This is a genomic window from Thioclava sp. F28-4 (genome assembly GCF_002020045.1).
Classification (GTDB): Bacteria; Pseudomonadota; Alphaproteobacteria; order Rhodobacterales; family Rhodobacteraceae; genus Thioclava; species Thioclava sediminum.
In genome coordinates, this window is sequence record NZ_MPZQ01000005.1 from 24,726 (window position 1) to 38,371 (window position 13,646).

A 13,646-nucleotide genomic window follows, 5' to 3' on the forward strand; every position below is an offset into this window, starting at 1 on the left:
ATCCGCCTACCCGCAGCCTTGCCCCTTTTCCCCGCCCGAGCAGGCGGCTATTGCTGGCAACCCGACCGCATCAGGAGACAGCCTTGGCCCAAACCGATTCCGCCCCCGTTCAAGCCCGCATCGCGCAGACCATCGCCACGGATATCGCGGCGAAGCCCGCACAGGTGACCGCAGCGATCGGACTTCTAGATGGCGGGGCGACCGTGCCCTTCGTGGCGCGCTACCGCAAAGAGGTCACGGGGGGGCTCGACGATACGCAGCTGCGACAGCTCTCGGATCGGCTGGGTTATCTGCGCGAAATGGAGGCGCGGCGCGAGACGATCCTCAATTCGATCCGTGAGCAGGGCAAGCTGACCGACGATCTGGCACGCTCGATCGCGCGGGCCGAAAGCAAGGCGACGCTCGAAGACATCTACCTGCCCTTCAAGCCCAAGCGCCGCACCAAGGCGATGATCGCGCGCGAGAACGGGTTGGAGCCGCTGTTGCGCGCGATTCAGGAAGACCGGAGCGCCGCGCCCGAGACGCTGGCCGAAGGCTACATTACCGAGGCCGTGCCCACGGTGAAGGACGCCCTGAACGGCGCGCGCGACATCCTGACCGAGGAACTGTCGGAAAACGCCGAACTGCTCGGCACCCTGCGCGACTTCATGCGCGCCGAGGCCTTCATCGCCGCGCGCGTCGTGCCCGGCAAGGAAGAGGCGGGCGCGAAGTTCTCGGATTATTTCGACCATCGCGAGAAATGGGCCGACATTCCCGGCCACCGGGCGCTCGCCATTCTGCGCGCCGCGAAGGAAGAGATCGTGACGATGGAGATCGCGCCCGATCCCGAGACCGGTGAAGACCGCGCGATAGGCCAGATCGCAGCGACCCTCGACACGCAGGCCGGGCGTCCCGGCGATCTCTGGCTGCGCGATGTGGCACGGTGGGCGTGGCGGGTGAAATTTTCGGTCTCGCTCTATGTCGATCTGCTGGGCGAGCTGCGCCAGCGCGCCCATGACGTGGCGATCAAGGTCTTCGCGCGCAACCTGCACGACCTGCTGCTGGCAGCCCCCGCCGGTCCGCGTGCGACGCTGGGCCTCGATCCGGGCATCCGCACCGGGGTGAAAGCGGCCGTGGTGGACGCGACTGGCAAGGTCTTGGAGACCGCGACGCTCTACCCGTTCCAGCCGAAGATGGACCTGCGCGGAGCCGAGGCGAAGATCATCGACATGGTCAAGCGCCACGGCGTCGAGCTGATCGCGATCGGCAACGGCACCGCCAGCCGCGAGACCGAACGCATGGTCGCCGACACGCTCAAGCTCCTGCCGTCGGGCGTGCGCGCGCCGACGAAAGTGGTCGTCTCGGAGGCGGGCGCCTCGGTCTATTCGGCCTCGGAACTGGCCGCGCGCGAATTCCCCGATCTGGACGTATCCTTGCGCGGGGCGGTCTCGATCGCGCGGCGCCTGCAGGACCCGTTGGCGGAACTGGTGAAGATCGAACCGCAGAGCATCGGCGTCGGCCAGTATCAGCACGACGTGGATCAGCGCCGTCTGTCGCAGGCGCTGGAGGCGGTCGTTGAGGACGCGGTGAACGCGGTGGGCGTCGATCTGAACATGGCTTCCGCGCCGCTTCTGGCGCAGGTGGCGGGGCTTGGTCCCGCGCTGGCGCAGGCCATCGTCGTGCATCGTGACGCGCACGGCGCCTTTCCCTCGCGGCGCGCGCTGATGAAGGTGGCGGGGCTCGGCCCCAAGGCCTTCGAGCAATGCGCGGGCTTCCTGCGCATCCGCGATGGCGAGGAGCCGCTCGATGCCTCCTCCGTCCACCCCGAAGCCTATGCGGTTGCACGCAAGATCGTGCAAAGCTGCGGCCGCGACATCCGCGAGATCATGGGACAACCGTCCGCTCTGAAAGACCTGCGCGCGGAGCAATTCGTCACCGGCGATTTCGGTCTGCCCACCATTCGCGACATCTTCGCGGAACTGGAAAAACCCGGCCGCGACCCGCGCCCCACCTTCAAGACCGCGCAGTTCACCGATGGCGTGGAGGACATCAAAGACCTCAAGCCGGGGATGAGCCTCGAAGGCACCGTCACCAACGTCGCGGCCTTCGGCGCTTTCGTGGATATCGGCGTGCATCAGGACGGGCTGGTGCATGTCAGCCAGCTCGCCGATCGCTTCGTGAAGGATCCGCATGAGGTGGTGAAGGCGGGCGATGTGGTGCGCGTGCGTGTGACCGAGGTCGACATCCCGCGCAAACGGATCGGCCTGTCGATGCGCAAGCAATCCGAGGGCGGCGCTCCTGCGCGGGGCAAAGGCCCGGCGCGGCAGGACAAGGGTCAGGACCGGGGCAAACCCGGCCCGCAAGGCCCACGTGGCAAAGGGCCCGGCAAGGGCCAAGGCAAAGCGCCGGCAAAAGACAGCGGCAATGGCGCATTCGGCGCGGCGCTGCGCGATGCGATGAACCGGCGCTGAAGCTGGCCAAGCGGGTTGAGCGATCGAGGATCTACCAGAGGTGAGCTGCGACACAGGAACAGCGCCGCAACTTGCCTTCCCCGGCCCCCGCCGATAGCGTCACGCGCAACCACACAAGCGGGAGATGCGGACCATGGCGCTTTGCAGCGATGCGGCGATGGTGCTGTTTTATGACATCGACGGCGACACCGCCGACCACGACCACTGGCACAGCCATGAGCACCTGCATGAGCGCCTCTCGGTCCCCGGGTTCTTGCGGGCGACGCGCTGGATCGCGACCGAGAGCGGGCCACGCTACATGGTCACCTATGAAGTCAGCGGGACCGACGTGGCGACGTCGCAGGGCTACCTCGACCGCCTCAACGACCCCACATCCTGGACCGGTGCGATCATGCCGAGATTTCGCGGCATGATGCGCGGTTTCTGCACGATTCCGGCGAGCGAGGGCTACGGTCTGGGCGGTTTCGCCACCGCCTTCCGCTTTCAACCCGGTCCCGGGCACGAAGACGCTGCGGCGTCCTGGATCGCGCAAGAGGTGCTGCAGGAGATCGCCTATCGTCCGGGCGTCGCCAGCGTTCAGCTGCTCCGCCCGACTGCACCGCCGCCGATGACGCGCGAGCAAGCACTGCGCGGCGCCGACACGCCACTTCCTTGGCTGCTCATTGCCACCGGCTATGACGCGGCGCTGCTGGGTCAGGCAGTGGAGCGCGGTTTCGATCCGGCTTCCGAAGCCGCTGCCGGGCTGATCGGCGACGTCGTCGCGACGCATTATGTGCTGAATCACACCGCGACTGCTGACGAGGTCGCGCGCACGCCCAAGCCGCAGTTTCCGCGCTAGGTTATTCCTGTCGGGGCGCGGGGACGGGCTTTCACCGACACGGAACCGCTCCAAGCCTCGCTTAAGACAGAGCGAAGCCGGGCCAAAACATATTGTCTTTTCGAGGACTTTAGTGGTGCCCGGAGGCGGACTCGAACCACCGACACGCGAATTTTCAATCCGCTGCTCTACCAACTGAGCTATCCGGGCACTGCGACCTTTCGGTCTTGGTGGAGCGGTTACTAGACGAGGGCGCGGGGGGTGTCCAGAGGGATTTCGCAGAAATTTACGCGAACTTGCGAAACGTCTCAGTGCGGCTTGCCGGGGGGCGTATCATCGCCCGCGGGACCGGCCGGCGCACGCTCTTCTTCCTCGGCGATATCGCCGGGAATGACGTAGGAACCATTCAGCCAGCGCGCCAGATCAACGTCGGCGCAACGCTTCGAACAGAAGGGGCGATATTTCGGGTCGGCATCCTTGCCGCAGATCGGACAGCTCATTTCGCCTCCCTGTTTTGGCCCCGCAGCAGGCGCGCGAGCGGGACGCGGTCGCGCTTGCGTTGCATCTCGAAATTGCCCAGCGGCGTCCAGCCGGCCAGCGACGTCTCGGGCTCGCCTTTGACGGCGCGGCGCAGCTGCTGCTCGAGCGCCTGACGGTCGCGCTTGGGCATCGGGGCGAAGTCGATCACGACCTGCCCTCCGAGGCCGCGCAGACGCAGCTGACGGGGCAATTCGCGGGCCGCGGCGATATTCGCCTTGAGCGCCGCGGCGGGCGTCGTGTCGTTCCCGGTATTGACGTCGACCGCGATCAGGGCGCGGGTCGGCTCGATCATCAGATGCGCCCCGCCCGGCAGGTCGACCCGCGGGTGCAGAAGCGCTTCGATCGCGTCGGTGACGCCGTGGTCGTCGAACCCGCCCTCGATCACCTCGTCGGGCAGGGGTTCGGCCCAGTCGCGCCAGGCTTCTTCATGCGGATCGGGCGCGTCGACGAGAAGCTCCGGCCCGCCTTCAGTATCGTTAGTCACGGCCTCGGCCAGCTCGCGCATCGCGGCAACATCCTCGGCCACTTCTTCGAGCGGCACATGGGCCGCGGCAGAGCGCAGGATCACGCCCATATCCGAGCCTTCCATCACCGCCTCAGCCGCCGCCTGCAGATCGGCGCGCAGATCCTCTTCATGGATCCGCCGGGAGACGTTGATGCCGGGCGCGCCGGGGGTGACGATGGCGTAGCGCGACTTGAACAGCACGCGCAGCGTCACCGGCAGCGCCTTGCCGGGCTCGGTGCCGCCAGAGACCATGCAGATCACGGTCTGGCCGGGGGCGAGCCCCTTCACCTCTTTCAGAAAGCCACGCGTGCCTTCGGGCAGATCGACGAAGACGCCGCCCTGCCCTTTCATCTGGCGGCCGATGGTGCCGCGCAGGATCGCACCGGGGGCGAAGCTGATCTCTTCGGAGGTGTCGATAATCAGGTCTTCAATTTGGCCGTCGACCATCAGCGCCGCCGCTTCGCGACCGGCGATCTCGTCCAGCAGAACCACACGCCCCTGCATTATACGTCCCCTCGAATGCCCGCACTTGCGAGCAGGTTTGCGGTTTCTGCGAGCGGCAATCCCACGACAGCGGTGAAGGATCCCTGGATCCACGGCACGAAAGCGCCGCCGCGTCCCTGGATCGCGTAGCCGCCCGCCTTGCCGTGCCATTCGCCCGAGGCGAGATAGCCGTTCACGTCCTCGTCGCTGAGCGGTTTGAACTTCACCACCGTATCGACGAGCCGTTCGCGCAGGCCCTGCGCCGTGCGCACAGCCACAGCGGTAAACACATGGTGCCGACGCCCGGAGAGCAGCCAGAGAAACTCCGCCGCCTCTTTCTCGTCTTCGGGTTTGCCCAAGATACGGCGCCCGCAGGTCACCGTGGTATCCGCGCTCAGCAGCACCTCGTCATCGGCCACATCGAGCGCCATCGCTTTCTCGCGGGCCATACGGGCGACATAGTCGCGCGCGGCCTCGCACTTCAGCGGCGTCTCGTCGATATCGGCGGGGCGCACGTCAAAAGGCTCCAACCCTAGCTGGGCCAGAAGCTCTCGCCGTCGCGGGCTCGCCGAGCCGAGGATCAGCTTCACTTGAAGCGGTAGTTGATACGACCCTTCGTGAGGTCGTAGGTGTTCATTTCCACCTGAACCTTGTCGCCTGCCAGAACACGGATGCGGTTCTTACGCATCTTGCCTGCCATATGCGCGATGATCTCATGGCCGTTTTCCAGCTCGACCCGAAACGTCGCGTTAGGCAGGAGTTCCTTCACGACACCGGGAAATTCGAGCATTTCTTCCTTGGCCATGGTCACTCCATAAATGGTTACCCGCGTCATCTGCGGGCGAGCGTTTAAATGCGCCCCTAGGCCGCGAAATTCAAGTGGAATATGAACCTGCCCCCACGATCTACCGAGATTCGCGGGAGTTTCGGGTCAGATCGAGACCTGATCCGCGACCGTCCCGGCCGCTTTGTCTACGTCGCCGCCCAGAGATTTCAGCCGAGCCTCTTCAGTCAGGCCCCATTGAAGAAGCACACGCGCGGCGGCTTCGTCGCGGCTGAGCGAACATCCGCATTCGCAAATATGCTGCCGCTCCGAGAGCGCTTTTCGCTTTTGGGCCCCGCAATCTGGGCAACGTTGCGAAGGTCTGAGCTTGCGTGTCGGCGCCTCAAGAAACTCCACACCAGCTTCTTCCGCTTTGTATCGGAGCATTTTCAAAAAATTTGACGGAGCCGCATCAAGAATCGCTCGGTTCAAGCCAGACTTCTGAGCAACGTTCTTGCCGGGACACTGCTTACTGCCTTTCGCCGAACGGGTCATGTTTCCCACATCGAGCCGCTCAGTCGCAATTAAGCGGTGGCGGGCCACCAGGTCGGCAGAAACCTTGTGAAGAAAATCTTTTCTTCTAGACGCAATTTTTGCGTGGCGACGCGCGAGTTGCTTCCGATGACGTTGAAGCGAGCGCAACGAAACCTTTTTCGCCTTGGCGGCAGAAGAGAGGCGTCGCTGCGCCTCTACCAGCTCCTCCATCTCACCTCGGAGATGGCGCGGGTTTGCCACCGCTTCATATTCGCCATTCTCGTTCGCAAGAGTTGCGAAATCGGAGACACCCCAGTCAAGTCCGGCGGCCGGCCCGTGCGCCTCTTCACGCTGCGCGCAATCGGTTTCCACCACCACGTTGAGCATCCACCCACGCGCAGAACGGAAAACATCAGCCTTCAGAATGCGCCCCGGCGTCCTTGCGACGCCTCGCATGCGCATCCGCCCAACACCAAACAGAGTCACGTGCCCGTGCCTCCCCCCTGGGCCCAGCTCAACCTTAAAGCCATTACAGTGCTGCTTATACCCCCAGCCGCGAAACCGTTGCCGCGAACGGAAACGGGGAAAGCCCGAACGCTCTCCGGCCCGCACTCGCTTAAAGAAGTTCTGAAACGCGCGATCGAGCCGCTTCAGAACGACCTGAGCTTCGTGAGAATGGACACACCCAGACCAGTTTTCAACATCGACTCGAATGTGCTTAAGCGCCTTTTCCTGATCAGAAAGGCGAAGATGCACACCGTGACGCCAAGCCCCAATACGCTCCTCAAGCGCCGCATTCCAAAGATCAACGAGGAGGCAGTGCTTTTGCCAAAGCCTGTCGCGTTGCGCGCGACTGGGGTAGAGCTTGAATGAAAGGGATCTGATCGAACTCATGATATGGATAATATTGGTTCAGACATGAAAAATCAACACTACAGCAATGAAAACAATTGCTTTTTTGACATTTCATATAAAATGGTTCTGGTAACAAAAGGACGTCAATCAACCCTGTCACGTGAGATGCATAGAGTCGCGAAACATGTGACCCTTGAACGCTGCCGCGCTCGCAACGGCGACCTTCTCGAGTTTTCAGGCGCAGAGGACCATTTGGAAATTTCTTTTTCCCTCCCCCCTAGTGAGGCGGTGTCTTCTTTTGCGAATGCAGTAAAGACAAGCATCTCAAGACGTCTTAGGCGGGATTTCCCCGAGCTGAAGCTGCTCGGCGCAGGGTTATGGGCGCCAAGTTATTTTGTTGCGAGCCTCGGCAACCCGCCCGAAGCAGCGATACAGCATTACCTACAAAGCGAAGGCGGGTAGTCAGAAGATTCTGCGATGCGGCGAGGCCATGAAGGAAATTCCGCAAACGACATCGGCCCCGCTTTGCAGAACCTACCTCGGAACGATTAGAGGAAACGCAACCACCTGAATCTGCTCGGACCAATGTTTGTAGGGCAAAACAGTCCCTGCAGTCCGGCTTTCTGCGACGCGATCCAAGTCCACCGTCGCGAAGGTCCAGCCGGGTGAGTCGGGCGCTCCTTCGGCCACGATCCCGCTTTCCGGCCAGAGCCCGTCGGGCGGCGCGAAGATCGCAGCCGTGCCGCGGTTCTCATCAATCGCCGGACACCAGAGCGCATCGCCAACGGTGGGGGCCTGCACGGTCACGCATTGGTTTTCCAGCGCCCGAGCCATCGCACCGATCCGCACCCGGTTGTAGCCCGCGAGCGTGTCAGTGCAGGAGGGCACGAGGATGATCTCCGCCCCCGCCTCGGCCAGCGCGCGCGCCAGCAGGGGGAATTCGCTGTCGTAGCAGATCGTGACGCCGATCTTGCCGAGCGCCGTGTCGAAGAGCACCAGCCCTTCGCCCGCATCGACATGCCAGATCTCGCGCTCGAACCGCGTCATGATTGCCTTGTCCTGATGCCCGATCAGCCCGCCGGGACCGAACAGGCTCGCCCGGTTCACGCGTTTGGTGCCGTCGATGACGGGTCCGGAGGGGGCGAGAATATGCACGTCATGCTCCGCCGCGAGACCTGCGAACAGCCGCTCCATATCCGCCCGCAAGCCCGCTACATGGATCAGCGCGGCTTCCAGATCGCCCGCGACCTCGGCGCCGCCGAGGCTCGCGAGTTCCATCGCGCCATATTCGGGAAAGACCAGAAGCTGCGCGCCCTGCCCTGCGGCCTCAGCCACCCAAGCGGATACCTTCGCCGCGTAGCCCGCCCAGTCCTCGAACCAGTCGAGCGGATAGGCGGCTGCCGCGATCATCACCTCGCGGCTCACAGCGTGCGTCCCCAGAATTGCAGCGCCTTCTCGGTCTGCTGATCCTCGCCCAGATCGGTCCATTTGAACCGCGCGATTACGCCCTCCATCGGCGCATAGCCCCGCTTGCGCCAGAACCCGTCGAGCGGGCGATACTCGGCGGGCCTCAAGGGATGATCGTCGGGCCGGATCACGGAGCAGAAGACCGAATGGCTGCGCCCCAGCTCGCGCGCATGGGCCTCTCGGTGGTCGAAGAAGGCGTGCCCGAGGCCCTGCCCGCGATAGTCCGGCAGAAGAACCGACTCGGCGCAGTAGAACACGTCCTGAAGCTTCAGCCCGGTGCCTGCGAAAGGCGCCGCGAAATCACCGGCGTGATCTTCCAACGGCGTGCCGGTCGCAGCGCCGACCAGCGTCGCCCCGTCGAACGCGCCGACAACCACCGCCGCATCGCTCTCCCGGTAGCTCCGCAAATATTGCCGCTCATAGTCGAGCGATCCGTCATAGATATACGGCCAGTCCCGAAACACCGCGATCCGCAGCCGCGCCACGTCGTCGAGCGCTGCGGATCGCGCCTCACCGGTCAGCCGCCGCACCTCCATTACGAAACCTGCGCGATCCAGTCGGCGAGGTTGTAATAGGTGACGACGCGCGTGATCTTGCCCTCGTCGAGCGTGAAGAACGCCCCCGCCGGCAGAACATAGCTTTGCCCATGCGCCTCGGGCAGCCCGTCATCGGTCTCCAGATAGACGCCATTGACGATGAACTCCGCCGCCGCCCGCGTGCCTGAGTCATTGGCCATGATGACCATGTCGGTCAGTTGCTCGCGATAGCAGCGGCTCATATGCTTGTTGAATTCGCGGAATGCCTCGATCCCGTGGCGGATCTTCCCTTCGTTCACATGATGCGCGAAGGGCTCGCCCAGCTGGGCCTCCATTCCTGCCGTATCGCCTGCGTTGAAGGCATCGTAATAGCGGCTGATCGTGTCGAGAGTGCGGGCGCGCGGCATGGCCATTCTCCGTAAAGCTGTCTGGCCTTGAGTGCCACGCGCCACACGCCGCGTCAAACGCGGTTAGGCGCCGTCGCGGGTCACCCCAAGGCGGCGCGCACGATCCCGGCCAGCGGCGTGGTCGGGCGACCGATCAGCCGCGACAGGTCGTGGCTGTCATCGAACAGCGCACCATTGGCGGCCTGCGCATCCGAATCCGCGATGATCGCGGCGAAGGGGCCGGGCAGGCCCATCGTCTCGAGCAACGCGCGATACTCGGCCTCGGAGAGGTGCGAGACCTCGACCGCCCGACTGGCCTGTGCGGCGATCTCGGCGGCCAGCTCATCGAGGGTGAAACCCGCATCGCCTGCCAGCTCATAGGTCTTGCCCTGCAAGCCGGGATCGAGCGCCACGGCGGCCAGCGCCTCGGCGTAATCCGCGCGCGCGGCTGCCGCGATCCGGCCCGCGCCCGACGCCCCGGCGATCGTGCCCGATTGCGCAGCATAGCCGATCGCGCTGTCGTAATTCTCGCCATACCAGCCATTGCGCAGCAGCGTGTGGCTCAGCCCCGATGCGGCCAGCGCCGCCTCGGTTGCCACGTGCTCCTCGGCCAGTTGCATCTTCGAACGCTCGGCATGCAGCAGAGACGTGTAAAGGATATGACCGACCCCATGCGCCTTGGCGGCCTCGATCACGTTGCGATGCTGCGGCGCGCGCTGGCCGACCTCGCTCGACGAAATCAGGATCAGCGTGTCGACACCTGCCAGCGCGTCGAAACTGTCGGGGTCGGAATAGTCGAAACGCCGCGCGGCGCCCGTCAGCTTCTCAGGGCTGCGTGCAAGCCCGATCACGTCGGTCGCGCCGCGCGCGGCCAGTGCGGCAAGGGTGAGTTGGCCAAGATGGCCGGTGGCTCCGGTAACGGCGATGGTCATGGCGACCTCCTTTTGTCTTTCGCTTACGGGAAGCTGCGCCCTTTACTGCGCAAAAGGAAGTACCTACATTTTGGTAAGTGTTCAGCAGTACCGCACAGGAGCCTCCGCATTATGCAACAGATCGATCCCGCGCTGCCCGTCGCAGATGTGTTCAACGCCGATTGCCCCTCGCGCATGATCCTGTCGCATGTCAGTTCGCGCTGGGGTGGGCTGGTTCTGGTCGCGCTTCGCGACGGGCGGCTGCGCTTTTCCGAGTTGCGTCGCAGGATCGGCGGCATTTCCGAGCGGATGCTGGCTCAGACATTGCAGGTGCTCGAAGCGGATGGGCTGATCTCGCGGCGCGATCATGGCGAGGTGCCGCCGCGCGTGGACTATTGCCTGACGGAGGCGGGAGAGGCGATCGCGATCCGCTATTTCGAGGTCGCGCAGTGGATCGAGGCGAATCTGGACCGACTTGGCACGCAGCCTGCACAGTCTGGCGGCTGATCAGACGGTCGGCTCTCCGAAACGATCGATGAGATGGCGACGGATCTGGTCGCGGGTGTCGCGATAGGCGGCGAGCTTGGCCTCGCGCGTCTCGCCGATGCCGGTCGGGTCTAGGATCGGCCAATATTCCACGTCGAGATGAAAAAACCGCGTCAGCTCCAGCGCCTGACGCTGCGAGGCGGGCGACAGCGCGATCACCAGATCGAAGGCAGACAGATCGTCGCCCCATTCCTGCAACTCGGTGAAAGAGCGCGCACGGTGACGCTCCAGATTGACACCGATCTCGGCCATCACTGCGATGGTGAAGCCGTCGATCTCCAGATCGGCCTTCACGCCCACCGACTGCACGTAGCATTCGGTGCCGTAGAATTTCTTCATCATCCCCTCTGCCATCGGGGAGCGCGTGGAATTATGATCGCACGCAAAAAGAACGGAGTTGGGGATCTCGCCCATCCGTTTACCTCGGGGCGAGAACGGCAACGAGGGTGAAGAGGCGCCGCGCCGTGTCGATGTCGATCTCGGCCTTGCCTTCAAGGCGTTCCTGCAGAATGCGCGCGCCTTCGTTATGGATGCCGCGCCGGGCCATGTCGATCGCCTCGATCTGGCTCGGCGGCAGCTTCTTGACCGCCTCGAAATAGCTCTCGCAGATCTGAAAGTAATCCTTCACCGCCTGCCGGAACGGGCCGAAGGACAGATGAAACTCCGCCACTTTCGCGCCGCTCTCGGTTTCGGTGTCGAAAACCAGCCGCCGGTCGCGCACGCCAAGCGTCAGCGCGAACGGCCCTTCTGGTGCAGGTTGCCCGTCGCGGCCCGGGATATTGAAGCTGTTATCCTCGAGCAGATCGTAGATCGCGACCTTGCGCTCCTGCTCGATTTCAGGCGAGGGCGCGGGCAGCCCGCCCGTGTCCAGCTGGATATGCGAAATCCGGGCCATCACCCCTCCCCTTCCTCATTGAGCGCATCGAGCCGCGCACGCACCGACAGCCCATGCGCCTCGAGGCTTTCCGATTTCGCCAGAATCTCCGCCGAAGGGCCGATTGCCTTCAGCGCGCCGGGCGTCATCTTCGCCAGCGTCGTGCGCTTGATGAAATCCATCACCGACAGGCCCGAGGAGAACCGTGCCGAGCGCGCCGTAGGCAGAACGTGGTTCGGCCCGCCGATATAATCGCCGATCGCTTCTGGCGTGTAGGCGCCAAGGAAGATCGCGCCGGCATGGGTGATCGCCTCAGACAGCCAATCGGGATCGGCGACGCAAAGCTCCAGATGCTCGGGGGCGACCCGGTTCGACAGCTCGGCCGCCTCCATCAGATCGCGCGCGACGATCACCGCCCCGAAGTCACGCCAGCTCGCGCCTGCAATTGCGCGGCGCTCCAGCGTTTCGAGGCGCTTCTCGACCGCCGCAATAACTGCCTTGCCGAAGGCCTCGTCGGTGGTGATCAGGATCGCCTGCGCGCTCTCGTCATGCTCGGCCTGGCTCATCAAGTCGAGCGCGATCCAATCCGGATCGCCCGTGCCATCCGCGATCACGAGGATTTCCGACGGCCCCGCGATCATGTCGATGCCGACGCGCCCGAACACGCGCCGCTTGGCCGCCGCCACGAAAGCGTTGCCCGGCCCGGTGATCTTGTCGACCGCCGTGATCGTCTCGGTCCCGTAGGCCAGCGCGGCAATCGCCTGCGCGCCGCCCATCCGATAGACCGTATCGACGCCTGCCAGTTGCGCGGCCAGCAGCACCAGCGGGTTCACCGCCCCGCCCGGCGTCGGGCAGGCCACGACCAGACGTTCCACCCCCGCGACCTTCGCGGGGATCGCGTTCATCAGCACCGAAGAGGGATAGCTCGCCAGCCCGCCGGGCACATAGAGCCCCGCGGCTGAGACCGGCCCCCAGCGCCAGCCAAGCTCCGCCCCGCTCGCATCGATCCAACGCGCGTCATGCGGCATCTGGCGCTCGTGATAGGCGCGGATACGTTCGGCCGCTAATTCCAGCGCCGCGCGCTCCTCGGCGGGCACTTTCGCGACCTCGGCCTCGATTTCCTCGGGCGAGAAGGCCAGCGTCTCGGGCGTCAGTTCCAGTCGGTCGAATTTCGCGGTCAGCTCGATCAGCGCGGCATCGCCCCGCTTGCGGATATCCGCGATGATATCGGCTACGACAGCATCCACATCGGGGCTGTCCTCGCGCTTCATCCCCAGAAGTTCGACAAACCGGGCCTCAAAGCCCTCTTCGCGCGTGTCCAGAAAGTGCGGCATCGACAGTCTCCTATTCCGCTCTTCGGATTAGAGACTCCCGTCCTGCCCCGCAAGCACGACCCTGCCCGCAAGGGCAATTCCACTTCGACTTGGCGTAAATATCCCCGCCGGAGGCATCTCCGGCGACAAAACGCGGCTTACTCGGGATGATGCGGCACCTTGCCGGAGGGCGCCCGATAGGGCCGCTCCACGTCGCGCAGATCGACATCGAGACATTCGACATCCGCCGCCAGCGCGCCATCGCCCGCCAGCGTCAGGGTCACGCGACCCGCGCCGTCCTCGGTCTCTTCAAAGGTGATATCGAGGATCGAGAGCACCACGTCGCGATCCGAACGATCGATCCCCATGCTCGCGACATGGGTGACGTCCGAGATCACCAGCAGCGACCGCACCCGCTCATAGGGGCGCTTCTCGGCCTCGGCCTGCGCCTTGTCTTCCCAGCGGAAGCGGTTGATCAGCAGCGCGAGACGCCGGGATTTCGCCTCCCAGGCGATCTCGGTGATCGGCAGCACGGCATCCTGCACCAGCGCCGCGATCACGGGGAGGTCGTCTTTGGTCTCGGCGCGCAGCGCGATCGCGCCTTCGCCACCATCTTCGAATTTCGCATCACGGGTCATTGGGTCACCTCTGCATTCGATATGGGGA

General features: G+C 64.4%; 17 protein-coding genes and 1 tRNA gene. 4 read left to right on the forward strand and 14 right to left on the reverse strand.

From position 1 onward, the window contains the following. The first annotated feature begins 83 nt into the window (after window positions 1-83). Window positions 84-2,450, forward strand: coding sequence for a Tex family protein (locus tag BMI87_RS11895; protein WP_078521718.1), 2,367 nt, complete (start codon window positions 84-86; stop codon window positions 2,448-2,450). 133 nt (window positions 2,451-2,583) lie between these two features. Next, a complete protein-coding gene (locus tag BMI87_RS11900; RefSeq protein ID WP_078521719.1) occupies window positions 2,584-3,288 on the forward strand; it encodes a hypothetical protein in 705 nt (234 codons plus the stop codon). A 113-nt stretch (window positions 3,289-3,401) separates the two neighbouring features. Here BMI87_RS11900 and BMI87_RS11905 read toward each other — a convergent pair. The 6 genes from BMI87_RS11905 to BMI87_RS11930 form a co-directional block, all read right to left on the reverse strand. Next, window positions 3,402-3,477 (reverse strand) — tRNA-Phe (locus BMI87_RS11905). A 98-nt stretch (window positions 3,478-3,575) separates the two neighbouring features. Further along, complete coding sequence (locus BMI87_RS11910; RefSeq protein ID WP_078521720.1) at window positions 3,576-3,767, reverse strand: DNA gyrase inhibitor YacG; 192 nt, start codon at window positions 3,765-3,767, stop codon at window positions 3,576-3,578. After that, window positions 3,764-4,816 carry a ribonuclease E/G gene (locus BMI87_RS11915; RefSeq protein ID WP_078521721.1) on the reverse strand — a complete coding sequence of 351 codons (1,053 nt, stop codon included), beginning with the start codon at window positions 4,814-4,816 and terminating at the stop codon, window positions 3,764-3,766. The genes BMI87_RS11910 and BMI87_RS11915 overlap by 4 nt, the downstream gene beginning before the upstream one ends. Continuing rightward, window positions 4,816-5,385 carry a nucleoside triphosphate pyrophosphatase gene (locus BMI87_RS11920; RefSeq protein ID WP_078521723.1) on the reverse strand — a complete coding sequence of 190 codons (570 nt, stop codon included), beginning with the start codon at window positions 5,383-5,385 and terminating at the stop codon, window positions 4,816-4,818. Before BMI87_RS11920 ends, BMI87_RS11915 begins: the two co-directional genes overlap by 1 nt. Continuing rightward, a complete protein-coding gene (infA, locus tag BMI87_RS11925) occupies window positions 5,382-5,600 on the reverse strand; it encodes a translation initiation factor IF-1 (protein WP_010397442.1) in 219 nt (72 codons plus the stop codon). The genes BMI87_RS11920 and infA overlap by 4 nt, the downstream gene beginning before the upstream one ends. A 126-nt stretch (window positions 5,601-5,726) precedes the next feature. Then, a complete protein-coding gene (locus BMI87_RS11930) occupies window positions 5,727-6,986 on the reverse strand; it encodes an RNA-guided endonuclease TnpB family protein (RefSeq protein ID WP_078521725.1) in 1,260 nt (419 codons plus the stop codon). A 3-nt stretch (window positions 6,987-6,989) separates the two neighbouring features. Here BMI87_RS11930 and tnpA point away from each other — a divergent pair, with 3 nt between their 5' ends. Then, on the forward strand, window positions 6,990-7,409 hold the full coding sequence (gene tnpA / locus BMI87_RS11935) for an IS200/IS605 family transposase (protein ID WP_078521727.1): 420 nt from the start codon (window positions 6,990-6,992) through the stop codon (window positions 7,407-7,409). Window positions 7,410-7,481: 72 nt separating this feature from the next. On the opposite strand, the gene BMI87_RS11940 is transcribed toward tnpA, so the two are convergent. The 4 genes from BMI87_RS11940 to BMI87_RS11955 all read right to left on the reverse strand — a co-directional run bounded on the left by BMI87_RS11940 (window position 7,482) and on the right by BMI87_RS11955 (window position 10,268). Continuing rightward, entirely contained in the window at window positions 7,482-8,360 is an 879-nt protein-coding gene (locus BMI87_RS11940) for a carbon-nitrogen hydrolase family protein (protein WP_078522112.1), read from the reverse strand. 8 nt (window positions 8,361-8,368) lie between these two features. Next, complete coding sequence (locus BMI87_RS11945) at window positions 8,369-8,950, reverse strand: GNAT family N-acetyltransferase (protein ID WP_078521729.1); 582 nt, start codon at window positions 8,948-8,950, stop codon at window positions 8,369-8,371. Next, entirely contained in the window at window positions 8,950-9,357 is a 408-nt protein-coding gene (locus BMI87_RS11950; protein ID WP_078521731.1) for a ketosteroid isomerase-related protein, read from the reverse strand. Before BMI87_RS11950 ends, BMI87_RS11945 begins: the two co-directional genes overlap by 1 nt. Window positions 9,358-9,437: 80 nt before the next feature. Then, the gene (locus tag BMI87_RS11955) at window positions 9,438-10,268 is read right to left on the reverse strand and encodes an NAD(P)H-binding protein (RefSeq protein ID WP_078521732.1); all 831 of its coding nucleotides are present in this window, start codon (window positions 10,266-10,268) and stop codon (window positions 9,438-9,440) included. Window positions 10,269-10,379: 111 nt separating this feature from the next. Here BMI87_RS11955 and BMI87_RS11960 point away from each other — a divergent pair, with 111 nt between their 5' ends. Beyond that, window positions 10,380-10,754, forward strand: a complete 375-nt coding sequence (locus BMI87_RS11960; RefSeq protein ID WP_078521733.1) for a helix-turn-helix domain-containing protein — start codon at window positions 10,380-10,382, stop codon at window positions 10,752-10,754. Here BMI87_RS11960 and BMI87_RS11965 read toward each other — a convergent pair whose 3' ends face one another. The 4 genes from BMI87_RS11965 to BMI87_RS11980 form a co-directional block, all read right to left on the reverse strand. Beyond that, complete coding sequence (locus BMI87_RS11965; protein WP_078521734.1) at window positions 10,755-11,207, reverse strand: low molecular weight phosphatase family protein; 453 nt, start codon at window positions 11,205-11,207, stop codon at window positions 10,755-10,757. A 4-nt stretch (window positions 11,208-11,211) separates the two neighbouring features. Next, a complete protein-coding gene (locus tag BMI87_RS11970) occupies window positions 11,212-11,688 on the reverse strand; it encodes a UPF0262 family protein (RefSeq protein ID WP_078521735.1) in 477 nt (158 codons plus the stop codon). Further along, window positions 11,688-13,001, reverse strand: a complete 1,314-nt coding sequence (hisD, locus tag BMI87_RS11975) for a histidinol dehydrogenase (RefSeq protein ID WP_078521736.1) — start codon at window positions 12,999-13,001, stop codon at window positions 11,688-11,690. Before hisD ends, BMI87_RS11970 begins: the two co-directional genes overlap by 1 nt. 137 nt (window positions 13,002-13,138) lie before the next feature. Then, window positions 13,139-13,618: a DUF2948 family protein gene (locus tag BMI87_RS11980; protein WP_078521737.1), complete on the reverse strand. Its 480-nt coding sequence runs from the start codon at window positions 13,616-13,618 to the stop codon at window positions 13,139-13,141. Window positions 13,619-13,646: the final 28 nt, after the last annotated feature.